Genomic DNA, 26726 nt, shown 5'->3' with positions numbered 1-26726 from the left:
TAGGCACTCTTTTCTATTTATACCCTATAGAAATATGAAGTACGGTACCCTGATTATAGAAGAAAGAGATTTTGATTTACTAAAACGAATCATTTCTCTTAGTCATTATTATAAAGATGCAAACTCTAAACTTTCATTGAGTAGATTAGCAAAAGAGCTCGAAACAGTGAAGGTGGTGAAAGAAGCCGATATGCCAGCAGATGTTGTTCGTTTTAATTCAGATGTAACTATAAAATTGCCAAATGGAGAGGAAAAAACATATCAAATTGTAACGCCAGAAAAGAGCGATATTAAAGTTAATAAAATATCGATACTCGCTCCAATGGCAGCAGGACTTTTTGGTTATGCTGTAGGCGATAAAATATTATGGCATTTTCCTGCAGGAGAAAAAGAAATAGAGGTTATACATGTTTCTAGTTAAATTTTTTTAAAAAGCTTAAGTATGGAAGACAAGATAAAACAACATTATGATGGAGATGATATCCAACTCCTTAATTACTCAGCCGACTTAATAGATTGGAAGGATAAATTGGCTTTTGCGGAAACAGAAATTCGTTTTTATAAAAAATTACTACTATCTTCTGTAATGGAAGTTGCCGAAAACGAAAAATCCCGCAAGGATAAATTAAAAGAAAGTCTTCTTAATATAGAAGAAATACATGCCAACTTTTTTTCTCAAGTAGCAAGATTTAGCGTAGATGCAGAAGGAATAAACGAGTGTGATGATGTGGCTTGCGAAACTTATTACCTAAATGAGCACCAAGATTATAAAGAGAAAATAGAAAACTTCTTTAAAAATTATAGAACCTTAAAAGAAGAGCTTTTTGTGTTTTTTGAAGAACGAATATAAGTTGAAAAACTTATAACGTTCTGAAAAAAAAGGATATAGGGTTAAACCAATAATTTTTTATTAAACAGTACAAATATTCTTGTTTGTGCTGTTTTTTTATCCGTTTAAAGCATTAAAATAAGATGGCGTTACGAAAAATCCATGTACGTTAAACCTTATAAGATAATTTCGGTTACATTTATTAGTTGAATCCACAAAGTATAGTTTATTAACAACATAACATTAACGATGAAAAAATTAATAAGTATCTTATTTTTTATGAGTTCTGCTTTAGTAGGAGCACAAGAGGTACAGGTAGTTTTAAAGGAAGATTTTACTACCAATCAAAGGCAGTGGAGGCAATTAACTGGCGAGGAGTATTTTTCTAAAATTAAGGACAATCATTACTTTATCAGAAATAAGAGGAGTAAAGGGGAAATATTTGGGGTTTCTAAGGAAAAGTTTGATCTGTATGGTAAAAGTCAGTATGTTATACAAATGGTATTTTCGGTTAAACATTTTGATCCCAGTTCTTCTTTTGGGGCATTGGGAGGTATGTTATTAATGAAAAACGCTAAACGTATCGTTAATGGTTACCTAGAGCCTTATGAAGGGATGGCCATTGGTATTCTAGCTCAAGACAATAAATATTATTTGTTTATAAATAATAATACCAATAATGGTGTTGGCTTAAAAGTACCTATTAATCCTGATATTTTAAATAAAGACGTATCAATTCAACTTCGTATAGACAATACAGCAAAGAAGATAGTGGTTTATTTGAATAAACAAAAATATGGAGTACTTCCCTATGGATTATATAGTATTCGAAATGTTGGATTTAAAGCAGCGGGAGATGTTTATATGCGTATTAAGGGATTAGCGATTGCTACAACACAGCAAAATATAGTGCCTTCCTGGGATATTAATGATTATTATCTTATAGATGATCAAAGTGTATTTGTAAGAGGATTTAATAGCATAGAAAATGATTATATACCCAAGTTTATGTATAGGGACGACCTGTCTACATATAGTCATGAACAATTGGATGAGTTATTAGCAAAGGATTCTAAAATAAAAAAGCTAAAGAAATCTACAGTGTATAGTGAAGCAATGTTTTCTTATGAGTTTGAATATCAGTCTAAAAAGATAAATCTTTCAAGGAATGGGAATTCTTTTAATGCAAGGGTGTATATTGGTGATTCAAAATCTGAAATGCTTAGTTTTATTATGTCTTATTTGTCTTTAAAAGATATTTCAGAAATAGACTTTAGTTATAATAAGCCATCAGGAAAGATTTATTCTTGGAAAGGCACCACGAAGTCTATTCGTTATGATGATAAACGTATAAATATAGTTTATAGCAAGTAATTGAATATAGCAGTAAAGGTTGTCTTGTATTGTTGCGTTTTTATTTTTGTAGTTGAAACCTAATTTTCGAAATCAATTAAACATAATTGTATGCTATATTTAGGCCAAGCATTAGTAGTAAAAGCGTTTTTAAAACTAATTTGTTTTTGTATCGCTATTTCAGGACGTGACAATTATATCATAAAAAAGCAGCTTCCTCTCGGTAAGCCGCTTTTTTATTTTTAAAGAAAAGTTTTATATTCCTGTGTAGTTTTCAGGCGTAATTGCTTTAAGCTCTGCTTTTATAGCATCGTTTACCTCTAGGGTGTCTATAAAATCGGCAATACGTTTAGCGTTAATTTTCTCGTTGGTACGCGTTAAACCTTTTAAGGCTTCATAAGGATTTGGGTATGCTTCTCGTCGTAAAATAGTTTGGATAGCTTCTGCAACTACAGCCCAATTGTTCTCTAAGTCTTGTTTAAGTTTATCTTCGTTAAGAAGTAGTTTGTTTAGCCCTTTTAAAGTTGCTTGTAAGGCTATAAGGCTATGCCCAATAGGTACACCAATATTACGTAATACGGTACTGTCGGTGAGGTCGCGTTGTAATCTGCTTACAGGGAGTTTTGCTGCTAGGTGCTCGTAAATAGCGTTCGCTATCCCTATGTTACCTTCGCTGTTTTCAAAATCTATAGGGTTTACTTTATGCGGCATAGCAGAGGAACCTACTTCTCCAGCTTTAATTTTCTGCTTAAAGTAATCCATCGAGATATACGTCCACATATCTCTATCTAAATCTAGAATAATGGTGTTAATGCGTTTTAACGCATCGAAGGTAGCCGCAATATAATCGTAATGCTCTATTTGCGTAGTAGGGAAAGAGTGTTTCATCCCTAAACTTTTTACAAAGTTGGTGGCAAATTTTTTCCAATCGGTATTAGGGTATGCAACATGGTGAGCGTTAAAATTTCCTGTAGCTCCACCAAATTTTGCAGCGGTAGGAATTGCTTTCAATAATTCCAATTGTTCTTGTATTCGTGTAGTGAAAATAGCAATTTCTTTTCCTAATCGGGTAGGCGAGGCTGGTTGCCCGTGTGTTCTGGCAAGCATAGGAATGTTTTTCCAGTCTTCAGAAAGCTGTGATAATTTTGTGATAAGTTGCCCAATTTGAGGAATAAAAATTTCTTCAAGGGCATCTTTTAGTGAAAGCGGTACAGCTGTATTATTAATATCTTGAGAGGTTAGTCCAAAATGGATAAACTCTTTACTTTTTGTTAAACCAAGAGCTTCAAATTTATCTTTAATAAAATATTCAACTGCTTTTACGTCGTGGTTGGTTACTTTTTCTATTTCTTTTACCGCTAAAGCATCTGCGCTAGAAAAGTTTTGATAGATGGTACGTAGCTTGTCAAAAATTTCTGGCGATACATCGTTTAATTGCGGAAGTTTATTTTCGCATAAAGCAATAAAATATTCAATTTCTATTTTGATGCGGTATTTTATAAGTGCTTCTTCGCTAAAATAATTGCTTAATGTAGCCGTTTTGTTGTGGTACCTTCCATCGATAGGAGAAATAGCTTGTAACGGAGTCATGTGTGTTGTTTTTTAATGAAAATTTATAAAAGGTAAAGATACGTGTTCTTGTAAATTAAAGAAAAAAACTACTCGATTTTATCGGTGTTTTTTTGGGAAAAAATTAACCTCTTTAACGTTGATTCTTTAGCTAAATTTGCGGCTTAATTATTTTGAAAATGAATAAGCCAAGACTCGCTCTTCTTATAGGAATTATAAGCATTTCTATCTTTCCGATATTGGTGAAACTAGGTTACACCTCTGGATTAATTTCGGCATTTTATCGCATGGCAATTGCTTTTGTGGTTTTGTTGCCTGCTGTTTTTTTGTTTAAAAAATTTAAACTTCCTAGCGGTAAGTTTATTCTTTTATCGGCACTTTGCGGGGTGTTGTTTGGTTCTGATGTAGCAGTTTGGAATACTGCTATTCACGAATCTACAGCAACACAAGCTTCCTTGCTTACCAACTTATCGCCAATTTGGGTAGGGATAGGTGCTTATTTATTTTATAAAGATAATCCGCGTATTAACTTCTGGATAGGTACGTTAGTAGCATTTATAGGAATGGTTGTTATTGTAGGGATAGATTTCTTTATAGAATTAAAGTTTGATAAGGGCTTTCTTTTTGGGATTCTTTCAGGCGTGTTTTATTCTGCTTATTTATTAACTGCAAAAAAAGTGTTGGCGGAGGTAAATGTGCCTACATTTATGTTGATTAATTTATTTGCTTCTTCCATTTTTTTAGCCATTGTAAATGCTTTGGCAGGAGAGGCTTTTTACGGTTTTTCTGATAAAGCCTGGTTGGTGTTAGTGATTCAGGCTATAGTTTGTCAATTGCTGGCTTGGTTTATGCTGAGTTTTGCTATCCAGCACATGCGTGCAACACGTGTATCCTTAAGTTTGTTATCGCAAGCTTTTCTAACAGGTATTTTGGCGTGGTTGTTTATTAATGAGGAGATTAATGTAAACATGATAATGGGAGGCGTGGTGTTATTGTTTGGAATTGCGATTACCTTTATCCCAAAACCTTTACTGCCTGGGTTTAAGAAGTAGTTCTCTCGATAGTATGTATTATTTTTCTAGCCCTAGCTTTAAAGCCTTTGCTGTTGTTAGGTAATTGTTGCTTTAGTATGGCTGTTAATTCAGGGTAAATCCAAGCTTCGTTTTTACCTAAATAAAAAAGTATATTCATACTGTAGGCTTTTGCAGCGGTTTTGTAATTTCCAATAAGCCAATCGAAGCAGATTTCTGTAATCTTGCTTGCCTGTAAAGGAGTGAAATTAAGGCTTAACTTGGTGCAGGTAAGTACTTCAAGCAGCTTTGCTACAGCTCTAATGATGCTGTGATTAGTGGTGTTTTCTCCTATGTTTATTAAAATATCTATATGAGGTGTTATTAAGGAAGTGTTTTCTAGGCTTGCTAGTTCTATGGCTCTGGCAGCATGGGAGGCTTGTGGGTTTTCGTCTTTTATATAGCTTAGTAATAGGTAGAAGAAATTAGGGTCTTGTTGCAGCCTAGAAAGAAGTACTTCTCTGTTTTCGGGTTTAGTGTTTACCTTGGCAAGTTGGTTTAGCGTTTCTTTATCCATATTACTCTAAAAGTTTTGCGACTACTTTAGGAACGCCAAGACTAGCTTTTTCTTTATAAACAAAAAGATTGTTTTTTGGTGTTATGGCAGGATTAGGGTCTATAAAATAAACAGGGGTATTTGTTTTTTTATAATGAAGCAAGCTTGCTGCGGGATAGACTTGCATCGAGGTTCCTATAATAATCAAAATATCGGTTTGGCTTACAATTTCTATCGCAGCATCAAGCATTGGGACTTCCTCGCCAAACCAAACAATATGTGGGCGTAGTTGGTGTTTTTTAGTGCAAACATCCCCTAATTTAATGTCGTTTTTCCACTCATAGATTTCTTGTGGGTTGTGAGTGCTTCTTGCTTTTAGGAGCTCTCCATGTAAATGAATAATATGGCTGCTTCCTGCGCGCTCGTGAAGGTCGTCTACATTTTGTGTGATAATCGTAACCTGGTATTTGTGCTCTAAATTTACTAAGGCCTTATGTGCTGTGTTGGGGGTTACAGCTAATAATTGTTTTCGTCTTTTATTATAGAAATCTAGTACTAAGCTTGGGTTTTTTAGCCAGCCTTCGGGTGAGGCAACTTCCATTACATTGTGCCCTTCCCATAATCCATCAGCATCTCTAAAAGTTTTTATTCCGCTTTCTGCGCTTATACCGGCACCGGTTAAAACGGTTATTTTTTCCATAATTACGAGTTGTTTTCCTTTTTTAAAAATAATTATTTTTCTAGACTTATAAAATGTAATGTTTTAAATAAGCTTATTTCTCTATATCAGGTAAGGTAGATTAAATTTCTGTAAATTTGGCGCAGTTAAAAAATTTTTTATGATTGATATTGAGCTTTTGGATTACATGCAGGCGTATTTAACCCCTAAGAGGAAAAACCTATTTCAAGAAAAATTGGCATTACGTACAAATCATTTTACGGTGGTTACCGAAGATGTTTATCAGTTGCATAACACCAGTGCAGTAATACGCAGTTGCGATGTTTTTGGGGTGCAAAATGTACATGTAGTTGAAGAGAAAAATATCAAACGTATTGATAGAGAAATTGCTATGGGCGCCCAAAAGTGGGTACATGTTAATAGACACACAAGCGTAACCCAATGTATTGCGCATTTACGAGATGCCAATTATCAGATTATTGCTACCACTCCGCATAATGATGCTTGTTTATTGCATGATTTTGATATAACAAAACCTGCGGCTTTGTTTTTTGGGACAGAAAGGGACGGGCTTAGTGATGAGGTGCTAAGTAAGGCCGATGGGTTTTTAAAAGTTCCTATGGTAGGCTTTACCGAAAGTTTAAATATTTCGGTATCTGCAGCGATCATTTTACAGAGTTTAACCACGCGTTTACGTCAAAGTAATTTGTCTTGGCAATTAACCGAGGAAGACAGGCGTTTTACCTTGTTGCAATGGCTTAAGAATACCATAAAAAGCAGTGAGGAAATTATTGCTCGTTTTGAGACAAAAATATAGCGTAAATTTTTATTTCTGAAGTACTTTGTATTCTTCGTAGCAACTATTTATGGCCTCTAAGATTTGCAAGTCGTTGGCGGTTTTTATAAAGCTTTCAGAATAGTCGCATTTTCTAAGAATTTCATCTAAATCTACTGTGGTTACTTGCAATAAAGCAGCGAGTGTTTCTCTGTCAAATTTTTGCTGCAATAGGTTTACAATTTCATCCTGCTCTTTCATTTTTTTGAGCTTACGCATTTGCTTAGGGCGTTTCCCAAAAATATTATACAGAAAATCTGCGGGGTTAAAAATAGACTCTAAAGTTCTTGTAAAAGCACCTGGTTGTGTATCGCCTACTTCATAACCATAATTTAAGCCAGAAATGCTATATCGGTGATTTTCGTATATCGGGATGTTTTTAGCATCTATTTCTAAAAAACCTGTAAGTTTTACCGGTTGTACGGTAACTTGTTCTAAGGCAATGGCCGATTCTGTCATCTTTATTTTGATGTCGCCATATTTTACCCAATCTTGGGTTATTTTAACTTCAATAGGACGGAAACCGAGGTAAGTAAAGTATAATGTATCGTTTAAGGCAGCGTTAATTTTAAACGAGCCATCTTTTTTGGTAATGGTTCCTTTTACTTGCGTAAGGTTGATAATGTTTACGTTTTCTAAGGGTTTATCGTTAGCAGCATTAAGTACAGCTCCTTTTATGAGAATTAACTCTTGTTGCTCGGTTTGTTGAGCAACAAGAGTTGTAATGCTTATGATGAAAACACTTATAAAAGTTGTTATAAAACGCATAGGTGTAAAATTCTAATTTTTCTGAAAAATAGTAAAAATTAGTTAAGCAGCTAGAATTTGCAATAGAAAAAGCTATTTTTTGCGTTTTCTTCGGTTAATCGAACTTTTTATATTAGATTTTCTAGAGCTTTTATCTTTAGTAGGTTTGCTGTTGCCTGATTTGCTAAAGTTTCCTCGGCGTTTAAAATCTCTTTTTTTACCTCCAGATTCAGAGCGTCTAGAAGACTTTCTTCGTCCACCAGCGTTTTCGCTGTTTTTGGTTACTTCGATGCTTATTTTTCTACCTTGGTGGTAAACCTCTTTAAAAATTTCGGCTACTTTATCGGCTAAATTTGCGTCGGTATTAAAGAAAGAAAAACTATCTTTTACATCTACTTTATAAACGGCATCTTTTACCCCTAATTTATCTTTAAGGTAATCCTTTAACGTCATCCAAGTAAAATCATCCTTGGCTCCAACATTTATAAAATAACGTATGCTATCGCCTGTATCTTCGCCACTACGATAATCGGCAGAAGCACTTTGGTTGAGGTCTTTTGAGTTTTTATAGTAATTGTAGAAACGTGTAAATTCTACCGAGAAAAACTTTTTAATGAGTTCTTCTTTAGAAAAATCTTGTAGTGTTTCTTCTAGTTTTGGTAAAAATTTATCTATTTCAGGGTGAATAGATGTTTCTTTAATGCTGTTTGCTAAGTGAAACAATTGTACTTCGCAAATTTCTTCTCCGCTAGGGATGTTTTTTTGTTCGAAATTTTGCTTTATAATACGTTCTATCGCTTTAATTTTACGCAGTTCGCTTTTGGTGATAATAACCATCGAGATACCTTTTTTTCCGGCACGCCCTGTACGTCCGCTACGGTGTGTATAGGTTTCAATCTCGTCTGGTAATTGGTAATTTATTACATGGGTTACGTCGTCAACATCAATTCCTCTTGCGGCTACATCGGTAGCTACGAGCATTTGAATTTGGTGCGAACGGAAACTTTTCATAACCAAATCACGTTGGTTTTGGCTTAAATCTCCATGTAATGCAGCGGCATTGTATCCGTCTTCGATAAGTTTTTCGGCTACTTTTTGGGTATCTCTTTTGGTACGGCAAAATATAACAGAAAAAATATCGGGGTTTGCATCTGCTAAACGTTTTAGGGTGTAATATCGGTCGCGTCCTGCAGCAAGGTAATATTCGTGAGATACATTTTTGCTTCCTTCGTTTTTACTACCTACGGTTATTTCTTTAGGCGTTTGCATAAATTCTTTCGCAATAGTAGCTACTTCTTTAGGCATAGTGGCACTAAATAACCATGTTTTTTTCTGTTCTGGCGTATGTTTTAAGATATCTTTTATATCTTCATAGAACCCCATGTTTAGCATTTCGTCAGCTTCGTCTAGAACACAATAGTCTATGGAAGAAATATCGACCATTTTTCGGCCAATCATATCTTTCATTCTCCCTGGTGTTGCCACAACAATTTGTGCACCGCGCTCTATTTGTCTTGCTTGGTCGGTAATGCTGGCGCCTCCATAAATGGCAACTACATTAAGTTTTGGGAGGTATTTGGCATAATTTTTAAGCTCGTTTGTAATTTGTAGGCAAAGTTCACGCGTAGGTGAGAGGATAAGTCCTTGTGTTTGCTTACTGGTGTCTTGGATTTTCTGGATGAGCGGAAAACCAAATGCGGCGGTTTTTCCTGTGCCTGTTTGCGCAAGAGCCACCAAATCGGTTTCTTGAGATAGTAATAGTGGGATAGCCTGAGATTGCACCTCGCTAGGTGTCGTAAATCCCATATCGTTAATCGCGTCTAGCAAATGAGGAGCTAACCCCAAGTTTTCAAATTTATTCATATACTAAAAAATAGGGGGCGAAGATAGTTATAATTAAGCAGCTTATAGGTGTTTAATTAAGATTTGTTTTCTAAAAAAGCTAAAAGTTTTTGAAGTGCTTTGCCTCGGTGGCTTATTTTATTCTTTTCATCTTGTGGCATTTCGGCAAAAGTTTCTTGGTATCCTTCAGGAGTGAAGATTGGGTCGTATCCAAAACCTTTTGTACCTGCGGGTTGTGTGGTTATTTCTCCTTTGCAAATGCCTGTAAAATTAAATTCTTGATTGTCTAAATAAAGACTAATTACCGTTTTAAATTGGGCTTTCCTGTTTTTGGTTTCTGCTAAATTTAAAAGCAATTTTTTAATATTATCGGTATCGTTTTTATGTTCGCCTGCATAACGAGCAGAAAACACACCTGGGGCCCCGTTTAAGGCTTCTACTTCGAGCCCTGTATCGTCGGAAAAGCAATTGTAATGGTAGTGTTTTTTTACATAATTAGCCTTTAATTGAGCGTTGCCCTCTATGGTGTTTGCTGTTTCGGCAATATCTTCATGGCAGCCGATATCTGCTAATGATAGGAGCTGGATGGTATTGGGAAGTAGTTTTTTTATTTCGGCTATTTTATTTTTGTTGTTCGATGCAAATACAAGTTTCATAAGTATAAAAGTTTTTTAGCGTAAGGTTTTTATTGGTGGTGATAAGGTTCGTTACGTAAAATACTAAACCCACGGTAGAGCTGCTCTACAAAGAATAAACGAACCATTTGGTGAGAAAAAGTCATTTTTGATAAAGCTATTTTTTGATTTGCCCGTTGATAAACTTCTTCCGAAAATCCGTAAGGACCACCAATAACAAAGATAAGCTGTTTCATGCCTGTATTAAACTTTTTTTGCAGCCAAGATGAAAATTCTAAGGAAGTGAAATTTTTTCCGTTTTCATCTAAAAGAATTAAAATATCTGCTGGGGTTGTTTTTTGTAAAATAAGCTCACCTTCTTTTTGTTTCTGAAGGGTTTCAGAAAGGTGTTTACTTTTTTTAATATCAGGGATAACTTCAATATCAAAATTCGTATAATGTTTAAGCCGTTTGGTATACTGTTGTATAAGTTTGGCTAAATCTTTATCGTCGGTTTTACCTATGGCAAGTAATTTTATATTCATCTTTAAAGTTCGCAATTACTTTGTTATTTTAGCAAAAATATATGTAATCTTATGATAAGCCAAACCGAGTTTCAAAAAGAAATAGATATTATTATTGCCAATGCGATTCGTGAAGATGTCGGAGCGGGCGATTTTAGCTCTTTAGCCTGTATTCCTGCTACTGCCGAAGGTAAAGCAAAATTATTGGTAAAAGATACAGGTATTTTAGCCGGGGTAGATTTTGCAAAACAAGTTTTTGCTTATGTAGATACGCAACTTAAGGTAGAAGTGCTAATAAACGATGGGGAGAAAATAAAACCTGGCGATGTGGCTTTTTATGTTTCGGGAAATAGTCAAGCTATTCTGAAAGCAGAGCGTTTAGTACTCAATGCCATGCAGCGTATGAGTGCGATAGCTACCAAAACCAATGCTTTTGCAAGTTTGTTGGAAGGTACAAAAACAAAAATTTTAGATACTCGAAAAACAACTCCAGGCATTAGGGCTTTAGAGAAATGGGCGGTTAAAATTGGAGGCGGAGAAAACCATAGGTTTGCTTTGTATGATATGATAATGTTAAAAGATAATCATATAGATTTTGCAGGAGGAATCACCAAAGCAATCACAAAAACCAAAAAATATCTAGCAGAAAATAATTTGGATTTGAAAATTATAGTAGAGGCTAGAGATTTAAATGAGATAAAAGAAATTTTGCAAAACGAAGGTGTTTTTAGGATTTTAATTGATAATTTTAATTATGAAGATACAAAAAAAGCAGTCGCTATGATTGGCGATACATGCTTAACCGAATCTAGTGGAGGAATTACGTTAGAAACCGCTCCTAAATACGCCGCTTGTGGTGTAGATTATATTTCTAGCGGTGCCTTAACTCATTCGGTATATAATTTAGATTTAAGTTTAAAAGCAGTGTAGGTAATGTCTAAAAATCCTGAGATAAAAAAAACTATTCCAGTAATTAGTTGGGTAGTTACACAGCTTAAACGTGTAATTATTCCTGGATTGGAAGGATTATCGTTGTTTGAATTTCTTCGGATTTATTTTGTAGGCTTAGTAAAAGGAACGTTCTCAACTAGGGCAGGCTCTGTTGCTTTTAGCTTTTTTATGGCCATTTTCCCTTTTTTGTTATTTATACTAAACCTTATTCCGTTTGTTTGGTTTATAGATGATTTTCAGTTAAAATTACTCAGCTTTTTAGATTCACTTTTACCCCCGCAAACCTCCGAATTTTTTAACGATATTTTTTACGATATCGCCAACAACCCTCGGGCAGGATTACTTTCATTTGTGTTTATCCTTTCTGTATTTCTAATGGCAAATGGTGTAAATGCGGTATTTACAGGGTTTGAGTATTCATACCATGTAAGCATAAACCGAACCATTATTAGGCAATATATGGTAGCTTTAGGGGTTTCTATTATCATTGCTTTCTTGTTATTATTGGCTGTTATCTTAACAATTTACCTCACCTTTATTATAGAAAAGCTAAAAATCTACGGAATGTTTGCTGATACGGGTATTCTCTGGGCAGAAATAGGAAGATATACCGTTTTTATAGGGATGGTTTACCTAATAAGCGCTATTTTATATTATTTTGGAACTAGAGAAGGAAGACAAATGCACTTTTTTTCTATAGGCGCTTTATTTACCACCATACTTATTGTATTAACTACCTTTTTGTTTTCGATATATATCGAAAATTTTAGTACCTATAACGAACTTTATGGCTCGATAGGCGCTTTGCTTATTTTGATGCTTTATATTTGGATTAATTCGAATATTTTATTGCTAGGTTTCGAATTAAATGCAGCAATTACAAAATTAAAGAAGAAAAATTAGTATATTAACATTCTGTTTATTGTTAATTTAAAATTATTATTAATGAAGAAGTGTTTTTTTCTTTTTATTGCTTTAGGGCTGTTTTCTGTAAGCAATGCTCAGCAGCGTGTTTCTGGGGTAGCACTCCCAGAACAATTGAATTTAAATGAACAAAAACTTCTCTATAACGGAGGAGGAGTTCGAGAAAAATTATGGATAGATCTTTATGTAGCGGCATTATACCTACAGGAAAAATCTTCGGATACAAAACAGATATTAACCAGTAATAAACCAATGTCGGTACGCCTTCATATTGTTTCTAAGCTAATAACAAGTAAAAAAATGATTGATGCAGTAGAGGAAGGTTTTAAAAATTCTACCAACGGCAATACGGCTTCCATACGAAAACGTATAGATAGTTTTATAGAATTTTTTAAGGACGAAATTGTAAAAGGAGATGAATTTGATTTGCTGTACATACCAGGAAAAGGTACAATTGCTTATAAAAACGGTGTTAAAAAAGGAGTGATACCAGGTTTAGATTTTAAAACGGCTTTATTTGGAATATGGCTATCTAACAAAGCTGCCGATGACAATTTGAAAGAAAAAATGCTAGGGAAATAAAATTTCCACAAAATAAATTATTTTTATGGCCCGAAACCTTGTGTTTCGGGTTATTATTTTTATACTCATAGAAAAACAAAGAGCAATGGCGTATTATGCCGATATTATTTTACCGCTTTCATTACCAAAACCTTATACGTATGGAATGTTAGAAAGTCAGGAAAAGCATTTGAAAACAGGAATGCGGGTAGCTGTTCCTTTTGGTAAAACTAAAGTATATACTGGGATTGTAGCAAAGATTCATCAAGATAAACCCGCTTTGTATGAGGTAAAGTATATAGAAGAAATATTAGATGAAACGCCAATAGTAACCCTAAAACAACTCGAAATTTGGCAATGGATAGCGGCTTACTACTTATGCAATATTGGCGAGGTGCTTAAAGCGGCTTTACCTAGTGCGTTGTTGCTAGAGAGTGAAACCGTAGTAGAGCTAAATAAGGAAAAAGAAATTCAGGTAGAAGAGCTTTCAGATCAGGAGTATCTTATTTATGAAGCTTTACAGCAAAAATCTATTCTTAAAGTACAAGAAATCATGGGGATTTTAGGACTTAAGAAAGTGTTGCCTATTATCCAAGCGATGGCTACTAAAGATGTAGTTGTTATTAACCAAGAACTTTATAAGCAATATAAACCAAAGTTGGTGCGTTATGTAAAAATTTCAGAAGCTTACCGCGACCAAGAACAATTAACAGCATTTTTGGCTACAACCCAAAAAGCAGCCCCGAAACAATACGAAGTTATGTTGAGCTATTTTAGTATAGAAGCCTCAACTAAAAAGTCCATTACCCCAAAACAATTAGCAGCAGCGGCAAAAACAACCCCGTCTACCATAAAATCTTTGGTAAGCAAAGGCGTTTTAGACGAGTATTATTTACAGCACGACCGCATGGGGTTTCAAGGAGATACAGCAGGTAGTTCTCCCGTATTAACTCCTCATCAAACAGCGGCTTTTGAAGCGATAAATACGGCTTTTTTAGATAAAAATGTATGTTTATTACATGGAGTAACTTCGTCAGGGAAAACAGAAGTCTACATAAAGCTTATCGAGGCGCAATTACAGCAAGATAAGCAAGTGCTTTTTATGGTTCCAGAAATAGGTTTAACCACGCAGCTCATAGCACGCTTACAGCGTTATTTTGGGAAAGAAGTACAAGTTTATCACAGTCGGAATTCGGTGAATGAACGCGTAGAAACCTATCAGCATGTTTTAGCACAAACCAAAGGTAAAATTATAATAGGTACGCGTAGTGCGGTGTTTCTTCCATTCAGAAATTTGGGATTAATTATTGTAGATGAAGAGCATGAAACCACCTATAAACAATACGATCCTGCTCCACGTTATAATGCACGAGATATCTCGGTTTTGTTAGCGCAAAAGTTTAACGCAAAAGTATTGTTAGGCTCGGCAACACCAAGCCTAGAAAGCTACGATAATGCTAAAAAAGAAAAATATGCTTTAGTAGAATTAACCAAGCGTTATGGAAATGTTCTGCCACCAGCTATTCAATTGGTAGATTTAAAACAAAAATATAAAAGAAAACAAATGACGGGGCATTTTTCGGATACCTTGCTGCAAGAAATGAAAACTTGCTTGGGAGAAGGAAAACAAGTCATTCTTTTTCAAAACAGAAGAGGTTACTCTCCAATTTTAGAATGCAATACCTGCGGATTTTCTCCTCAATGTCCTAATTGCGATGTGAGTTTAACTTACCATAAGCATAACCATAGTTTGCGATGCCATTATTGTGGTTATCATATTGCCATGCAACTGCAGTGTATGGGCTGCGGAAGCACAGAAATATCGACTAAAGGTTTTGGTACCGAGCAAATAGAAACGGAGTTGAAATCTGTTTTTAAGGATTATAAAATAGCTCGAATGGATTTAGATACTACCCGAGGGAAATATGCTTACGAGAAAATAATTTCAGAATTTGAGCAACAGCAAATAGATATTTTGGTGGGTACGCAAATGCTTGCAAAAGGTTTAGATTTTAGGAATGTAGCCTTGGTGGGTATAATGAATGCAGATACGCTGCTTAATTACCCCGATTTTAGAGCGCATGAACGTTGTTTTCAGTTATTGGTTCAGGTGTCGGGTAGGGCAGGAAGAACTAAAGAACAGGGTAAAGTGCTTATACAAAGCTTTAATCCTAATCACCAAATTTTACAACAAGTAACTACCAATCAGTATGAGAAAATGGCAGAAGAGCAGCTTTATGAGCGTAAAAATTTCAAGTATCCGCCATCGTATAAGCTTATTAGGGTAGTGGTGAAGCATAAAGATTATAATGCGGTTAACGAGGCAGCAGATTGGTTAACCAAAGCCTACCAAAATGCTTTTAAGGAGCATGTGCTGGGGCCAGAGTTTCCTCCTGTAATGCGTATTCGTAATGCTTATATCAAGTATATTTTAATAAAGGTGCCTCCTGCGTATTCTTTACAAAAAACCAAGGCTTATCTCGAACGAATTAATATTTCTTTTAGTGCTATTGGGGCTTTTAGGAAAATTAGGCTTAATGTAAATGTAGATCCATATTAAAGAGAGAGGTGAGTTTTAGTTTTTATAGCTGAGGTTTTGTAAGGTGGTTTCTAGTGTTTTTTTTCTGTTTCTGCTTAAAGGAATTTTTGTATTGTTTATAAAAACATGTTGACTTGTATAGCGTTGTATTTTATAGAGGTTAACAGCGTAGGATTTGTGTACTCGCATAAATTGCCCTTTAGGCAGTTTTTCTAAACAAGCTTTAAGTGTAGAGAGAATGGCATATTCTGCGCTTTCTGTAACAATGCTTACGTAGTCGCCTTTAGCTATTAAATAATTAATCTCGTTTATAAAAATCTTATATTTTTGATTTTTACTTTTTACAAAGATGTAGGCTTTGTTTAACAGGTTTTTTGTGGAGCTAAAGTGATTTAATGCTCGCTCTACCGCTTGTTCAAACCTGTTTTTAGTAACCAGTTTTTTTAAGTAATCTATCGCGCCGTAATTAAATGCCTTTAACGCGTGCTTATCATGTTCTGAAATAAAAATTACCTTTTTAGGTTTTTCTAAGTTGTCTAATAAGTCAAAACCCGATAGGAGTGGTAGGTCTATATCTAAAAAAATAAGGTCTACGTTATTGCCATCACTCAATAAGGTGTTTTTTGCTTTTATAGCGTTTTTATACACGCCAACAAGGTTAAGGCGAGGGTGTTTGTTTATAAGTTTTATAAAAACTAGTCTTTGTAAATCAGAGTCGTCTACAACAATACAATTTATTTTAGATGTTTTCAAAAGCCTGGTTAAATTTTAATGTTTTTGTTTACAGGCTGTGCAAAAAAAAAGCACAGACTTTTATGGTTTAGATAAAGCCTGTGCTTTTGTAATTTAACAATGTTTTGTATTTATTAAAAAGCTACCCCTTATCATTATATAGACACTAAAAGATAGCATTAAGTCACTTTTTTAATCTAAAATTTCAATTTTATGGTTGTTTAATTGTTTAATTGGTAAAACCACTTTGTTTTCGGAGGTTTTAATAATAATGTAGATGTTGCTAACGTCTAGTACAATCCCCTCTATATCTCCTATTTTTACACGGCTACCAGTACGGATGCTTTTTTGGGTGTAAAAACCTAATAGTAGTCGGTATACAATATCTCTAGAGCCAAGTCCAAATGCAATGGTGAAGGCTGCTAAAAAGGCTCCGATAATTAGAAATAGATTATTGGTTATAATGTTGGTATTTACTCCTGCTTGGTTAAGCGCAGTAATACTAATCATGATAATAAGGAAGTAAAAAAGAATTAAGCTTATAAGTTTAGCTCCGCTTAAATCTATAGACTTTAATAAGCTATAAACCGATTTTTTAAGAAGGTTAGCTAAATAAACTCCCCCTAAAAATAGTAGTAAAGCAGTAAAAAAGTTAGGTAAATAGGCAATAAGCTTGGCGGTTTGCTCTGATAGAGCACTAAGTTTAAGCATATCTGCACCAATAATAACTAAAACAAGTATTAAAAACCATTTTAAGAAGCTTAAGATAATGCTGCTTGGGTTAATTTTTATATTTAACTTTTCAACCAAGTCATTGTTGTTAATCTTGCCGCTTAGTTTATCTATTTTAGTAAGTTTAAGAAGTTTTTTAGCGAGGTATAAAATAGCTTTTAATGCTAGCCAACCAATCACAATAAAGGCTATAAACATTAATGCTTTAGGTAAAAAATCAGCAAATTTAGCGTAGAGGCTATCTAGTATATTTAGGTTTAATGTAGGTGTTTCCATGCTTAAGATTGTTTTTTGTTAGGGTCTGGCTTGTTTTTATCCTTTATCGTAAAGAGTTCTTGTAAAGTAGCGGGATATTTAACAGCTATCAAGTCGGTAAAGTCTAGCGATAATTTAATCAGTTCAATATCACCCATTACCTTATCTTTTAAGGTGTCTGGCAACTTTTCGTCGTGCAAGATTTTCTTAAATGGGTTCATATTGTGTTATAAATTTCTATTAAACGAGCTTTGGCTCTATTTAACCTCATTTTTACGGCACTTTCCTTTAGGCTTAAGGCATCCATAATTTCTTTAATACTAAAATCATCCTGATATTTCATCAGTAATATGGTTTTGCTATTAACGTCTATTTTTAAAAGTGCTAGTTGTAATTTTTCGGTTTTTAGGTCAAAAATTTCATGATCATGTATCTCTCTACTTATTTCTTGGTTATAATTTTCATAAATAGTTAAATTTTCTGAAGAAACAAACTTTTCTTTATGCTTTTTTAATTTTCGCTCAACATAATTTACACAAAAATTATAGGTAAAAGAATATAACCAAGTAGAAAATTTTGATTGATGATTAAAAGTACTTAGCTTTACAAACAGTTTAATAAAAATATCGTGGACTAAATCCTGAGCCTCTTCTGGTGATTTAGAAAAACTTAAGCATTTATGATATACTTTTTCTGCATACCGGCTGTAAAGCGTAGCAAATTTATTTGTATCCCGTGTTCTAACAATGTCTTTTATTAGCTCCTCATCAGAGAGTTTTGCATGTTTATGCTGTTGAGGATTAGACATGTATTTAAGTAGATTAGATTAGTTAGGCTGGCAAAAGTACGTAACAAAAACCTATTTTCATTAAAAAATACCATACTTTTTGTGTAAGAAATAAAAAATAGGTATTTTTGCACACTTTATTAAAACAAATTTAAATAATCATTTTATGAAACATTATGAAACTGTTTTCATTTTAAATCCCGTTTTATCTGAAGATCAGGTAAAGGAGACAGTACAGAAGTACGAAGATTTTCTTGTTTCTAAAGGGGCTAAAATGGTAAACAAAGAGAACTGGGGGCTTAAAAAATTAGCTTACCCTATTCAGCACAAGAAAAGTGGCTTTTACCATTTATTTGAGTACCAAGTAGACGCACAAGCTATCGACCCATTAGAGTTGATGTTTAGAAGAGATGAACGCATTATGCGTTATCTAAGTGTAAAACTAGATAAGCATGCAGTTGCTTGGGCAGAAAAAAGAGTAAAACGAAACAAAGAAAAAGCTTAAGAAGATGTCATCTATAGAACAACAAGCCAAAGGAAAAAAAGATGGAGAGATTAGATATCTTACTCCATTAAATATCGAAACTTCGAAAAATAAAAAATACTGCCGCTTTAAAAGATCGGGTATTAAGTATATCGATTATAAAGATCCAGACTTTTTAATGTCTTTTGTAAACGAGCAAGGTAAAATTTTACCAAGACGATTAACAGGTACTTCTCTAAAATACCAACGTAAAGTATCTACTGCCATAAAAAGAGCACGTCATTTAGCCTTAATGCCATACGTTGGTGATTTATTAAAATAAAAGAATAAGCGGATTATGGAATTAATATTAAAAAAAGACGTAGACAACTTAGGGTTTGCTGATGATATTGTAGAAGTGAAACCAGGATACGGAAGAAACTTCCTTATTCCTCAAGGATTTGCTGTATTGGCTACACCTTCTGCTAAAAAAATGTTAGCAGAGACCTTAAAGCAACGCGCATATAAAGAGAAAAAACAAGTAGAAGAGGCACAAAGCCAAGCTAATAAATTAAATGGTTTAGAATTAAAAATTGCTGCAAAAGCAGGAAACGATGATAAACTATTTGGTAGCGTAACTACTATCGATTTAAGCGAAGCTCTTGCAAAAGAAGGCGTAGCAATCGACAAAAAATACATCACTATTTTAGGTGGTAACATTAAAAGATTAGGACAATACGAAGCTAAACTTCGTTTCCATAGAGAAGTAATCTCTAACTTCACTTTTGATGTGGTAAAAGAAAACTAATTGTAGTTTAAATACATAAAAACCTACCCCATCGGGTAGGTTTTTTTATACCCATAAAGTTTCTAAAATGAAATACACACGATTAACTAAAGAGCAACTAGAAGAATTACACCAAGAGTTTATTAACTTTCTGGCAAGCCAGTCGATTACCGCAACAGAATGGCAAGAAATAAAAACCAATAAGCCCGAAGTAGCCGAACAAGAATTAGATGTTTTTAGCGATTTAATCTGGGAAGGCGTGCTTGCTAAAGTCGAGTATATCGAACATATTTCAAAACAACAACTTTTTTTATTTAAAATCAACGAAGACCACATGTCGCTTATTGGAATAAAAGTAGAAAATGAAGCGATAGATATTCGTACCAAAGAAGGTTACCAATGGTTGCAACAAAACCTTTTAGAGGAACAAGTAACTTTATTTACTTCCACAAAAGCTATTTCTGAAGACAGAAACAAAGATATTTTTGTTTTAATCCAACAAGGAGGGAATATCACTAAAGGACAGTTGTATGAGTTTTTTAATGAAAGATTAGAAAATAAATAAATTTAAAGCCTAAGCACTTATTCCGTTAAGGCTTTCAAACAATACTTATGTATCTTTACCAGATATAAAATAATATTATGGCACAAAAACCTTCTATACCTAAAGGAACGCGAGATTTCTCACCGCTCGAAGTAAATCGTCGCAACTATATTATCTCAACTATAAAAAAACATTTTCAGCACTTTGGATTTCAGCCTATTGAAACGCCAAGCTTTGAGAACTACGATACCCTTATGGGGAAATATGGAGAAGAAGGCGATCGTTTGATATTTAAAATCTTAAATAGCGGTGATTTTTTAAAGAAAGTACCCGATGATGTTTACCAAGAAAAAAACAGCACACAACTTACCCCTAAGATTGTAGAAAAAGCTTTGCGATACGATCTTACGGTTCCTTTTGCACGTTATGTGGTACAACATCAAAATGAATTAGACTTTCCTTTTAAGCGTTACCAGATACAACCTGTTTGGCGTGCCGATAGACCTCAAAAAGGTAGGTTTAGAGAATTTTACCAATGCGATGCCGATGTAGTAGGCAGTACAAGTTTATGGCAAGAAGTAGAGTTTGTACAGCTTTACGATGCTGTTTTTACTTCTTTGGGCTTAAAAGGTACAGTGATAAAAATAAATAACCGTAAAATATTATCAGGCTTTGCCGAAGTAATGGGGCAACCAGATAAATTGATCGATTTTACTGTTGCTTTAGATAAATTAGATAAAATAGGAAAAGAGAAAGTAATCGAAGAAATGCAAAGCAAAGGCATTACTCCAGAAGCTATCCATAAATTAGCTCCTATTTTTGATTTGTCTGGAAACTTTTTAGAAAAAATAACACAATTAAAGCAATTGTTAGCCTCATCGGAGGTTGGTTTAAAAGGAGTAGAGGAGTTGGCTTTTATTCAGAAAGTAATCGCAACCATGCCTTTAGTTACAGCTCAGTTAGATTTAGACGTAACCTTAGCAAGAGGCTTAAATTATTATACAGGAGCAATTTTTGAGGTTGCCGCACCTAAAACCGTTAAGTTAGGCTCTATAGGAGGCGGAGGGCGTTATGACGACCTTACCGGTATTTTTGGTTTAAAAGGGATGAGTGGTGTAGGTATTTCTTTTGGATTAGATAGAATATATCTAGCTTTAGAAGAACTTGATTTATTCCCAAAAACACAAGAAAACGCAACACAACTTTTGTTTATTAATTTTGGAGAAGAAGAAGCCTTATATGCAGCCAAAGCTTTACATAAACTAAGAGAGATAGGGGTAAACGCAGAGCTTTACCCTGACAATGCTAAAATGAAAAAACAAATGAATTATGCAAATAAACGCTCGATTCCGTTTGTTGTTATGGTTGGAACAAAAGAAATTGCAGAAGAAACCTATACGCTTAAAAATATGCTTACAGGAACGCAAGAAACCTTAAAACTTACCGACCTTATCGGAGCGGTAAAGCAAGAAGTTTTATAAAACGAGGTGTTAATTTTTATGTAAATAGAGTAATTCTTGTAGCTTTTGTTATGATTTTAGCCTTGAAATCCTTAACATTGAATAAATTAATAAATTACAATTATCAACTATGAAAATTACAAAGACATTAAAAACACTCCTTTTTACCGTAGCATTCTTATCAGGAACGCTAATGTATGCGCAAGAAGTAACAGGAGGAGTAAGCGAAAAAGAATTAACTTCTTATGCTAATACGCTACAAGAGCTTCAGACGTTAAACCAAAATTCTCAAGCAGAATTGTTTAAAAAAATACAAGATGCGGGACTATCTCCAGATAAGTTCCAGCAATTGCATTTTGCTATGCAAGATGAAACAGCAAAGGCAGATTTATCTGAAGAAGATAAAGAAGCCTATAAGCGTATAAATGATGATATCCAGAAAATGCAACCTGTGTTTCAGCAACGTATGGAAGCGTTAATTAAAGAACATGGCTTTAATTTAGATCGCTTTGAGGAAATTGCCAAAGAAGTTAGGGATAATCCTGAGTTGGCTAAAAAATTACAAGCTTTATTGGTAGGCTAATCAAATAGTTATACTTTATAAAAAAAACCGTTTGGATTTCTCCAAACGGTTTTTTTATGAGATAAGCAGATGTTTTTATTTAATCATTGTAAAGCTGCGCTTTACAAAATTAGTTAGCTCTTCTCCTTTTAATAAATTTTGAGATAGTTTAGCTAAATCTAAGGCTTGTTTAATAAGGGCTTCTTGTTCTTCTTTTGTTTTGGTTAAGATATTTCCCATTAATTCGTGGTTGGTATTTACCACAAGGTTATACATTTCGGGCATATTTCCCATTCCCATAAAACCGCCGCCACCTGTTTGTTGCATCTCTTTCATTCTGCGCATAAATTCTGGTTGCGTAATAATAAGTGGCGCTGCATCGCTATCAAGTGCTTCTAACTGAACGCTATATTTCTCTTTAGGAACAACCGTTTCTATTTCTGTTTTTAGTTTTTCTTGCTCTTCTTCAGAAAGTTTAGAAGTGGTGTTTTCTTCTTTCTTAATTAAGTTATCAATGTGGTCGCTATCTACGCGTACAAAAGAAATATTTTCTTTGCTGGTTTCTAACTTTTGGATTAAGTGCGCTGCAATAGGGGAGTCGAGTAGAAGTACTTCGTAGCCTTTTCCTTTGGCTGTTTCAATGTAACTGTGTTGTTGCTCTTGGTTAGCGGCATAGAGGATAATAAGTTTCCCGTCCTTATCGGTTTGGTTTTCTTTTATTTTTTCCTCAAGTTCCTCAAAAGTATGGTAGGTATTATCTACGGTAGGGTAAAGTGCAAATTTTTGTGCTTTATCAAAAAACTTATCCTCTGTAAGCATTCCGTATTCAATCACCACTTTGATATCGTTCCATTTTTGTTCGAAATCTTCACGGTTATTATTGAATAACGATTTTAATTTATCGGCTACTTTTCTTGTGATGTAGCTCGATATTTTCTTTACAGCACCATCGGCTTGTAAGTATGAACGAGAAACGTTTAATGGGATGTCTGGAGAATCGATAACTCCTTTTAACATGGTTAAAAATTCTGGTACAATCCCTTCGACGTTGTCTGTAACAAATACTTGATTTTGATAAAGTTGAATTTTATCTTTTTGCATATTCATATCGTTGCTTAACTTCGGGAAATATAAAATTCCGGTTAAGTTAAACGGATAATCTACGTTAAGATGAATATGGAAGAGAGGCTCTTCGAATTGCATTGGGTATAACTCACGGTAGAAGTTCTTATAGTCTTCTTCCTCCAAATCATTGGGCTGTTTTGTCCATGCTGGAGTTGGGTTATTAATAATGTTATCTACGCTAACTGTTTTTGGTGCTTCATCTTCAGGAGCATCTTCAGCTTTAGGTAAAGTTTTTTCTTTCGTACCAAATTTAATAGGCACTGGCATAAACTTATTGTACTTTACTAGCAGTTCGGTTAGTCGGTGCTCTTCTAGAAACTCTTTATTTTCTTCATTGATGTGTAGAATTATTTCTGTTCCGCGATCCGTTTTATCAGCATCGGTAAGGCTAAAGTCGGTGGTTCCTTCACATATCCAATGTGCAGCCGTTTCCTCTTTGTATGATTTTGTAATAATCTCTACTTTATCGGCAACCATAAAGGCCGAATAGAAACCTAAACCAAAATGTCCAATAATACCGCTATCTTTTGCGGTATCTTTATATTTCTCTAAAAATTCTTCGGCACCAGAAAAAGCTACTTGATTGATGTATTTTTCCACCTCTTCTTTGCTCATTCCTATCCCTTGGTCTATAATATGCAAGGTGTTATTTTCTTTATTTACTTTGACCTCTATTTGTGGATTTCCGTAGGTAACATCAGCTTCACCAATATTGGTAAGGTGTTTTAGCTTTAGGGTAGCATCGGTTGCATTAGAGATTAACTCACGTAGAAATATTTCGTGATCGCTGTATAAAAACTTTTTGATAAGCGGGAAAATATTTTCTACAGATACATTTATTTTACCTGTCGACATAATGTTTTTATTTTTTTAGTTTCCTTTTTAAAGACAAAACTAATACCATTTTAAATAGGCTGTCAAAGTGTCATTTTAAAAATTTGTTATTATGCAAGCATATAAAATAGCTGTTTTATATTGGTATAGAATATAACTAAATACGTATATTGCTGCGGTTAATTGAAAAAAATATGTTATACCAAACAAAAATAGCAGGTTTAGGGTATTATGTTCCCGAAAATATAGTAACCAATGATGATCTTGCTAAAGTAATGGATACGAATGATGCTTGGATTACAGAGCGGACAGGAATAAAGGAACGCAGGCATATAAAGAAGGGCGATGGTAATTCTACAGCGGTAATGGGTGCTAAAGCTGCCGAAATAGCTATAGAGCGTGCAAACATTTCTAAAGATGAGATAGATCTTATTGTTTTTGCAACCTTAAGCCCAGATTATTATTTCCCAGGAGGGGGAGTTCAGGTTCAAGATATATTAGAAATAGGTACTTGCCCTGCGTTGGATATTAGAAATCAATGTAGTGGGTTTATTTACGGACTCTCTGTTGCCGATCAGTTTATCAAAACCGGAATGTATAAAAATGTATTGCTAATTGGTAGTGAAAACCATAGCGGTGGTTTAGATATGACTACGCGAGGTAGAGGGGTTTCTGTTATTTTTGGAGATGGAGCAGGAGCTGCTGTTTTGACACGTAGCGACCAAAATGCACAAGGAATACTGTCTACACATTTACATAGTGAAGGGAAACATGCTTTAGAGTTAACCTTAAAAGGACCAAGTACGGCGCATTGGGTTCCTGCATTAATGGAGGAAAACCCTCAAGAAGATATTCCGTATTTCCCTTATATGAATGGGCAATTTGTGTTTAAGCATGCGGTTAAGCGTTTTTCTGAAGTTATCATGGAAGGTTTAACGGCTAATGGTTTAGAAGTATCGGATATCGATATGCTTATACCACATCAGGCAAACCTAAGAATTTCGCAATTTATTCAGCAGAAGTTTAAATTAGACGATGCTCAGGTTTTTAATAACATCCAAAAGTATGGTAATACTACGGCAGCCTCTGTGCCTATAGCTTTAACAGAAGCTTGGGAACAAGGAAAAATTAAAGAAGGAGATGTAGTTGTTTTAGCTGCTTTTGGTAGTGGGTTTACTTGGGGAAGTGCTGTTATAAAATGGTAGTTTGGTGTTAAAATAATTTTATTTTTAATCGTTTTGTTTTCATATTTTCTTATTAGCCAACACAAATAATTAAAAGGAAACTTGATTAAGAATATGAAGAAACCGTCTGTAATAGGCGGTTTTTTTGGTTTTAGAAGTTTGTGCAGTATAACTTATACATAGTGATAAAAGCTTATGTGAGTCCAAGATGAGTCCAATATGAGTACAATGTGCTTCCGTTATTTCTTATGAAATAATGGACACAAACTAAAAACAGCCTCAACTTCTTTTGAGATTAATTTGTGTTATCGGTAATAAAATAATACGTGTTGATTGTTATAAATAAAAAAACCGCCTATAATAAATAGACGGTTTTCATTTTAATAATTTTTGATACAGTTATTATAATACTCCATAAGTTGCAAATACAATAGAAGAATCGCTGAATAGTCTGAAACCATAAATAGGTCCATTTTGATCAGAGTTCCCTGTATCTATTATTTTAAATCCATCAGGATGTAGTAGTAAATCATCAAGAGGTTGTAATAAACTTTCATAAGAGGAATCAGACCAATTTCCATTATCAGATAGTATTATTCGATCATTTGTCGTATCAATAGTGTAGCTTATATTTCTAGTAATATCAATACGGTTGTTATTTGCATCATATAATAGGTATTGAATTCGATTATTTCCAGGAATGATAAAAAATCCCATTAAATCATCACCTTTAGAAGATGTTACATTATCCATGGCTTGAACAAAAATTTCTGCATATCCGTTTGTTGTAGGAGCACCTAATAAAGCCTCTAAACGCTGAAATGTAAATAGATTGAAATCTTCAAATAAGTGAGCTGTAGGATCAGGAGTATCTAAGACAATTTTAGCAGTATTTCCGTTGTCTAATTCAGCAATATACCAGTTATTATTGGCATCATATATAAAATTGATTGCTTCTTGGTTGCCTACGGGAATAGGCTTGATTGCTTGAAGTCCATTTAGCATAGGTGCTATACCAAATGATAAATCAGGATTTACTGTGTTTGTTGCAAACCTTGCTGCCGAATTATAAGAAATAGGGTATTCTGAAATTTCTCCTCCTTGATTGATTTCTAAAGTAACATCTACATCATTTAATGGTGTAAGATTTTGTCGTACAGTATCTAAATCTGTCCAATCTTGCGCTGTAGCTTTTGTTAACCTAATTTCTATTTGAAATCTGTTAGACCTTAGGATAATGTCTTCTCCTTCTTGTCCATAATATAAAAATTCAAAGTCTCCTTTATAGCCTTTACCCGATAATCCTGAAATAGGGAAATTTACCGCATCAGATAATACATGGATATGGTTTTTGGTTGCAAAAGATAATTTGGTAACAGAACCTAAAATAATCTGATATTCACTTGTTTTAGGTACTAAGGTTTCTGTAGAATAATCAGAAACCATGGTTACGTTTTTATCGTCTGTCATTTTAAAGATAAAATTCCATCCTCCTAATTGTTGTGCATTATTTGTATACCTTGGGTCGTCGGTAAAGTACGTCATTTTCCAACCTTCTGGCGAAGATTTTAATAAGGTTCTTAACTCGGCTGCCTCTTTTTCGAGTCTACTGTTAGCATCTTCTCCAAAAATATCTTCAGGCCCGTTATCATCATTACAAGCGGTGAACATAGTTAAGGATAAGATTACCAATCCTATTTTATAAATATATTTAAACATAGTTTTTGT

29 protein-coding genes are annotated in these 26726 nt (G+C 34.2%); 16 read left to right on the top strand and 13 right to left on the bottom strand.

All coding sequences use genetic code 11. From position 1 onward, the window contains the following. The first annotated feature begins 34 nt into the window (after window positions 1–34). The 3 genes from GGR32_RS07615 to GGR32_RS07605 all read left to right on the top strand — a co-directional run bounded on the left by GGR32_RS07615 (window position 35) and on the right by GGR32_RS07605 (window position 2203). Window positions 35–421, top strand: coding sequence for a GreA/GreB family elongation factor (locus tag GGR32_RS07615; RefSeq protein ID WP_183477600.1), 387 nt, complete (start codon window positions 35–37; stop codon window positions 419–421). A gap of 21 nt (window positions 422–442) precedes the next feature. Continuing rightward, a complete protein-coding gene (locus GGR32_RS07610) occupies window positions 443–850 on the top strand; it encodes a hypothetical protein (protein WP_183477599.1) in 408 nt (135 codons plus the stop codon). A 228-nt stretch (window positions 851–1078) separates the two neighbouring features. Then, window positions 1079–2203 carry a hypothetical protein gene (locus tag GGR32_RS07605; RefSeq protein WP_183477598.1) on the top strand — a complete coding sequence of 375 codons (1125 nt, stop codon included), beginning with the start codon at window positions 1079–1081 and terminating at the stop codon, window positions 2201–2203. Between the two features lie 234 nt (window positions 2204–2437). Here the strand turns inward: GGR32_RS07605 and purB are convergent, their stop codons facing one another. Continuing rightward, window positions 2438–3772 (bottom strand): adenylosuccinate lyase, encoded by a 1335-nt coding sequence (gene purB / locus GGR32_RS07600; RefSeq protein ID WP_183477597.1) that lies wholly within the window; start codon window positions 3770–3772, stop codon window positions 2438–2440. 158 nt (window positions 3773–3930) lie between these two features. Between purB and GGR32_RS07595 the strand changes: the two genes are divergently transcribed. Beyond that, the gene (locus tag GGR32_RS07595; protein ID WP_183477596.1) at window positions 3931–4803 is read left to right on the top strand and encodes a DMT family transporter; all 873 of its coding nucleotides are present in this window, start codon (window positions 3931–3933) and stop codon (window positions 4801–4803) included. Here GGR32_RS07595 and GGR32_RS07590 read toward each other — a convergent pair. Continuing rightward, the gene (locus GGR32_RS07590; protein WP_183477595.1) at window positions 4793–5338 is read right to left on the bottom strand and encodes a hypothetical protein; all 546 of its coding nucleotides are present in this window, start codon (window positions 5336–5338) and stop codon (window positions 4793–4795) included. The two genes, GGR32_RS07595 and GGR32_RS07590, sit on opposite strands and share 11 nt — an antisense overlap. Window position 5339: 1 nt before the next feature. Next, a complete protein-coding gene (locus tag GGR32_RS07585; RefSeq protein ID WP_183477594.1) occupies window positions 5340–6017 on the bottom strand; it encodes an SIR2 family NAD-dependent protein deacylase in 678 nt (225 codons plus the stop codon). Between the two features lie 139 nt (window positions 6018–6156). Between GGR32_RS07585 and GGR32_RS07580 the strand changes: the two genes are divergently transcribed. Then, a complete protein-coding gene (locus GGR32_RS07580; protein ID WP_183477593.1) occupies window positions 6157–6813 on the top strand; it encodes a TrmH family RNA methyltransferase in 657 nt (218 codons plus the stop codon). A gap of 9 nt (window positions 6814–6822) precedes the next feature. On the opposite strand, the gene GGR32_RS07575 is transcribed toward GGR32_RS07580, so the two are convergent. The 4 genes from GGR32_RS07575 to rlmH all read right to left on the bottom strand — a co-directional run bounded on the left by GGR32_RS07575 (window position 6823) and on the right by rlmH (window position 10579). Next, window positions 6823–7599 carry a carboxypeptidase-like regulatory domain-containing protein gene (locus tag GGR32_RS07575; protein WP_183477592.1) on the bottom strand — a complete coding sequence of 259 codons (777 nt, stop codon included), beginning with the start codon at window positions 7597–7599 and terminating at the stop codon, window positions 6823–6825. 72 nt (window positions 7600–7671) lie between these two features. Further along, complete coding sequence (locus tag GGR32_RS07570) at window positions 7672–9441, bottom strand: DEAD/DEAH box helicase (protein ID WP_183477591.1); 1770 nt, start codon at window positions 9439–9441, stop codon at window positions 7672–7674. Window positions 9442–9497: 56 nt separating this feature from the next. Further along, a complete protein-coding gene (locus GGR32_RS07565; protein WP_183477590.1) occupies window positions 9498–10076 on the bottom strand; it encodes a non-canonical purine NTP diphosphatase in 579 nt (192 codons plus the stop codon). 29 nt (window positions 10077–10105) lie between these two features. Then, window positions 10106–10579 carry a 23S rRNA (pseudouridine(1915)-N(3))-methyltransferase RlmH gene (gene rlmH, locus GGR32_RS07560; protein WP_183477589.1) on the bottom strand — a complete coding sequence of 158 codons (474 nt, stop codon included), beginning with the start codon at window positions 10577–10579 and terminating at the stop codon, window positions 10106–10108. Window positions 10580–10630: 51 nt separating this feature from the next. Here rlmH and nadC point away from each other — a divergent pair, with 51 nt between their 5' ends. The 4 genes from nadC (at window position 10631) to priA (ending at window position 15554) form a co-directional block, all read left to right on the top strand. Then, window positions 10631–11488 (top strand): carboxylating nicotinate-nucleotide diphosphorylase, encoded by an 858-nt coding sequence (nadC, locus tag GGR32_RS07555; protein WP_183477588.1) that lies wholly within the window; start codon window positions 10631–10633, stop codon window positions 11486–11488. Between the two features lie 3 nt (window positions 11489–11491). Beyond that, window positions 11492–12412, top strand: coding sequence for a YihY/virulence factor BrkB family protein (locus GGR32_RS07550; RefSeq protein WP_183477587.1), 921 nt, complete (start codon window positions 11492–11494; stop codon window positions 12410–12412). A gap of 42 nt (window positions 12413–12454) precedes the next feature. After that, entirely contained in the window at window positions 12455–13015 is a 561-nt protein-coding gene (locus tag GGR32_RS07545) for a chalcone isomerase family protein (protein ID WP_183477586.1), read from the top strand. An 85-nt stretch (window positions 13016–13100) separates the two neighbouring features. Next, window positions 13101–15554 (top strand): replication restart helicase PriA, encoded by a 2454-nt coding sequence (priA, locus tag GGR32_RS07540; RefSeq protein WP_183477635.1) that lies wholly within the window; start codon window positions 13101–13103, stop codon window positions 15552–15554. Window positions 15555–15569: 15 nt separating this feature from the next. On the opposite strand, the gene GGR32_RS07535 is transcribed toward priA, so the two are convergent. From GGR32_RS07535 to GGR32_RS07520, 4 genes are all read right to left on the bottom strand, one after another. Beyond that, window positions 15570–16286 carry a LytR/AlgR family response regulator transcription factor gene (locus GGR32_RS07535; RefSeq protein ID WP_183477585.1) on the bottom strand — a complete coding sequence of 239 codons (717 nt, stop codon included), beginning with the start codon at window positions 16284–16286 and terminating at the stop codon, window positions 15570–15572. A gap of 171 nt (window positions 16287–16457) precedes the next feature. Further along, window positions 16458–17273, bottom strand: coding sequence for a mechanosensitive ion channel family protein (locus GGR32_RS07530; RefSeq protein WP_183477584.1), 816 nt, complete (start codon window positions 17271–17273; stop codon window positions 16458–16460). A gap of 2 nt (window positions 17274–17275) precedes the next feature. Further along, window positions 17276–17473, bottom strand: a complete 198-nt coding sequence (locus GGR32_RS07525; RefSeq protein WP_183477583.1) for a hypothetical protein — start codon at window positions 17471–17473, stop codon at window positions 17276–17278. Next, window positions 17470–18060, bottom strand: a complete 591-nt coding sequence (locus tag GGR32_RS07520; protein ID WP_183477582.1) for an RNA polymerase sigma factor — start codon at window positions 18058–18060, stop codon at window positions 17470–17472. The genes GGR32_RS07525 and GGR32_RS07520 overlap by 4 nt, the downstream gene beginning before the upstream one ends. Before the next feature lie 145 nt (window positions 18061–18205). Here GGR32_RS07520 and rpsF point away from each other — a divergent pair, with 145 nt between their 5' ends. The 6 genes from rpsF (at window position 18206) to GGR32_RS07490 (ending at window position 21876) form a co-directional block, all read left to right on the top strand. Beyond that, window positions 18206–18544 carry a 30S ribosomal protein S6 gene (gene rpsF, locus GGR32_RS07515; protein WP_183477581.1) on the top strand — a complete coding sequence of 113 codons (339 nt, stop codon included), beginning with the start codon at window positions 18206–18208 and terminating at the stop codon, window positions 18542–18544. Window positions 18545–18548: 4 nt separating this feature from the next. Continuing rightward, window positions 18549–18845 carry a 30S ribosomal protein S18 gene (gene rpsR, locus GGR32_RS07510; RefSeq protein ID WP_183477580.1) on the top strand — a complete coding sequence of 99 codons (297 nt, stop codon included), beginning with the start codon at window positions 18549–18551 and terminating at the stop codon, window positions 18843–18845. 15 nt (window positions 18846–18860) lie between these two features. Then, window positions 18861–19310 carry a 50S ribosomal protein L9 gene (rplI, locus tag GGR32_RS07505; RefSeq protein WP_183477579.1) on the top strand — a complete coding sequence of 150 codons (450 nt, stop codon included), beginning with the start codon at window positions 18861–18863 and terminating at the stop codon, window positions 19308–19310. 67 nt (window positions 19311–19377) lie between these two features. Next, on the top strand, window positions 19378–19854 hold the full coding sequence (locus GGR32_RS07500) for a DUF6495 family protein (RefSeq protein ID WP_183477578.1): 477 nt from the start codon (window positions 19378–19380) through the stop codon (window positions 19852–19854). A 77-nt stretch (window positions 19855–19931) separates the two neighbouring features. Beyond that, on the top strand, window positions 19932–21314 hold the full coding sequence (hisS, locus tag GGR32_RS07495) for a histidine--tRNA ligase (RefSeq protein ID WP_183477577.1): 1383 nt from the start codon (window positions 19932–19934) through the stop codon (window positions 21312–21314). Window positions 21315–21423: 109 nt separating this feature from the next. After that, a complete protein-coding gene (locus GGR32_RS07490) occupies window positions 21424–21876 on the top strand; it encodes a DUF4168 domain-containing protein (RefSeq protein WP_183477576.1) in 453 nt (150 codons plus the stop codon). A gap of 75 nt (window positions 21877–21951) precedes the next feature. On the opposite strand, the gene htpG is transcribed toward GGR32_RS07490, so the two are convergent. Then, window positions 21952–23835 (bottom strand): molecular chaperone HtpG, encoded by a 1884-nt coding sequence (htpG, locus tag GGR32_RS07485; protein WP_183477575.1) that lies wholly within the window; start codon window positions 23833–23835, stop codon window positions 21952–21954. Between the two features lie 173 nt (window positions 23836–24008). On the opposite strand from htpG, the gene GGR32_RS07480 reads away from it, so the two are divergent. Continuing rightward, a complete protein-coding gene (locus GGR32_RS07480) occupies window positions 24009–25019 on the top strand; it encodes a 3-oxoacyl-ACP synthase III family protein (protein WP_183477574.1) in 1011 nt (336 codons plus the stop codon). Window positions 25020–25400: 381 nt separating this feature from the next. Here the strand turns inward: GGR32_RS07480 and GGR32_RS07475 are convergent, their stop codons facing one another. Continuing rightward, complete coding sequence (locus tag GGR32_RS07475; protein ID WP_183477573.1) at window positions 25401–26717, bottom strand: DUF4302 domain-containing protein; 1317 nt, start codon at window positions 26715–26717, stop codon at window positions 25401–25403. Window positions 26718–26726 lie beyond the last annotated feature (9 nt).

The sequence above is a fragment of the Mesonia hippocampi genome, assembly GCF_014197445.1.
In the GTDB taxonomy this organism is placed as follows: Bacteria; Bacteroidota; Bacteroidia; order Flavobacteriales; family Flavobacteriaceae; genus Mesonia; species Mesonia hippocampi.
This window is presented reverse-complemented; position numbering and strand designations above follow the sequence as displayed.

What these genes read in the sequence shown, in the direction of transcription:
- GGR32_RS07615 (WP_183477600.1), top strand. Translation starts at nt 35, where the DNA reads ATGAAGTACGGTACCCTGATTATAGAAGAAAGAGATTTTGATTTACTA.
- GGR32_RS07610 (WP_183477599.1), top strand. Translation starts at nt 443, where the DNA reads ATGGAAGACAAGATAAAACAACATTATGATGGAGATGATATCCAACTC.
- GGR32_RS07605 (WP_183477598.1), top strand. Translation starts at nt 1,079, where the DNA reads ATGAAAAAATTAATAAGTATCTTATTTTTTATGAGTTCTGCTTTAGTA.
- purB (WP_183477597.1), bottom strand. Translation starts at nt 3,772, where the DNA reads ATGACTCCGTTACAAGCTATTTCTCCTATCGATGGAAGGTACCACAAC.
- GGR32_RS07595 (WP_183477596.1), top strand. Translation starts at nt 3,931, where the DNA reads ATGAATAAGCCAAGACTCGCTCTTCTTATAGGAATTATAAGCATTTCT.
- GGR32_RS07590 (WP_183477595.1), bottom strand. Translation starts at nt 5,338, where the DNA reads ATGGATAAAGAAACGCTAAACCAACTTGCCAAGGTAAACACTAAACCC.
- GGR32_RS07585 (WP_183477594.1), bottom strand. Translation starts at nt 6,017, where the DNA reads ATGGAAAAAATAACCGTTTTAACCGGTGCCGGTATAAGCGCAGAAAGC.
- GGR32_RS07580 (WP_183477593.1), top strand. Translation starts at nt 6,157, where the DNA reads ATGATTGATATTGAGCTTTTGGATTACATGCAGGCGTATTTAACCCCT.
- GGR32_RS07575 (WP_183477592.1), bottom strand. Translation starts at nt 7,599, where the DNA reads ATGCGTTTTATAACAACTTTTATAAGTGTTTTCATCATAAGCATTACA.
- GGR32_RS07570 (WP_183477591.1), bottom strand. Translation starts at nt 9,441, where the DNA reads ATGAATAAATTTGAAAACTTGGGGTTAGCTCCTCATTTGCTAGACGCG.
- GGR32_RS07565 (WP_183477590.1), bottom strand. Translation starts at nt 10,076, where the DNA reads ATGAAACTTGTATTTGCATCGAACAACAAAAATAAAATAGCCGAAATA.
- rlmH (WP_183477589.1), bottom strand. Translation starts at nt 10,579, where the DNA reads ATGAATATAAAATTACTTGCCATAGGTAAAACCGACGATAAAGATTTA.
- nadC (WP_183477588.1), top strand. Translation starts at nt 10,631, where the DNA reads ATGATAAGCCAAACCGAGTTTCAAAAAGAAATAGATATTATTATTGCC.
- GGR32_RS07550 (WP_183477587.1), top strand. Translation starts at nt 11,492, where the DNA reads ATGTCTAAAAATCCTGAGATAAAAAAAACTATTCCAGTAATTAGTTGG.
- GGR32_RS07545 (WP_183477586.1), top strand. Translation starts at nt 12,455, where the DNA reads ATGAAGAAGTGTTTTTTTCTTTTTATTGCTTTAGGGCTGTTTTCTGTA.
- priA (WP_183477635.1), top strand. Translation starts at nt 13,101, where the DNA reads ATGGCGTATTATGCCGATATTATTTTACCGCTTTCATTACCAAAACCT.
- GGR32_RS07530 (WP_183477584.1), bottom strand. Translation starts at nt 17,273, where the DNA reads ATGGAAACACCTACATTAAACCTAAATATACTAGATAGCCTCTACGCT.
- GGR32_RS07525 (WP_183477583.1), bottom strand. Translation starts at nt 17,473, where the DNA reads ATGAACCCATTTAAGAAAATCTTGCACGACGAAAAGTTGCCAGACACC.
- GGR32_RS07520 (WP_183477582.1), bottom strand. Translation starts at nt 18,060, where the DNA reads ATGTCTAATCCTCAACAGCATAAACATGCAAAACTCTCTGATGAGGAG.
- rpsF (WP_183477581.1), top strand. Translation starts at nt 18,206, where the DNA reads ATGAAACATTATGAAACTGTTTTCATTTTAAATCCCGTTTTATCTGAA.
- rpsR (WP_183477580.1), top strand. Translation starts at nt 18,549, where the DNA reads ATGTCATCTATAGAACAACAAGCCAAAGGAAAAAAAGATGGAGAGATT.
- rplI (WP_183477579.1), top strand. Translation starts at nt 18,861, where the DNA reads ATGGAATTAATATTAAAAAAAGACGTAGACAACTTAGGGTTTGCTGAT.
- GGR32_RS07500 (WP_183477578.1), top strand. Translation starts at nt 19,378, where the DNA reads ATGAAATACACACGATTAACTAAAGAGCAACTAGAAGAATTACACCAA.
- hisS (WP_183477577.1), top strand. Translation starts at nt 19,932, where the DNA reads ATGGCACAAAAACCTTCTATACCTAAAGGAACGCGAGATTTCTCACCG.
- GGR32_RS07490 (WP_183477576.1), top strand. Translation starts at nt 21,424, where the DNA reads ATGAAAATTACAAAGACATTAAAAACACTCCTTTTTACCGTAGCATTC.
- htpG (WP_183477575.1), bottom strand. Translation starts at nt 23,835, where the DNA reads ATGTCGACAGGTAAAATAAATGTATCTGTAGAAAATATTTTCCCGCTT.
- GGR32_RS07480 (WP_183477574.1), top strand. Translation starts at nt 24,009, where the DNA reads ATGTTATACCAAACAAAAATAGCAGGTTTAGGGTATTATGTTCCCGAA.
- GGR32_RS07475 (WP_183477573.1), bottom strand. Translation starts at nt 26,717, where the DNA reads ATGTTTAAATATATTTATAAAATAGGATTGGTAATCTTATCCTTAACT.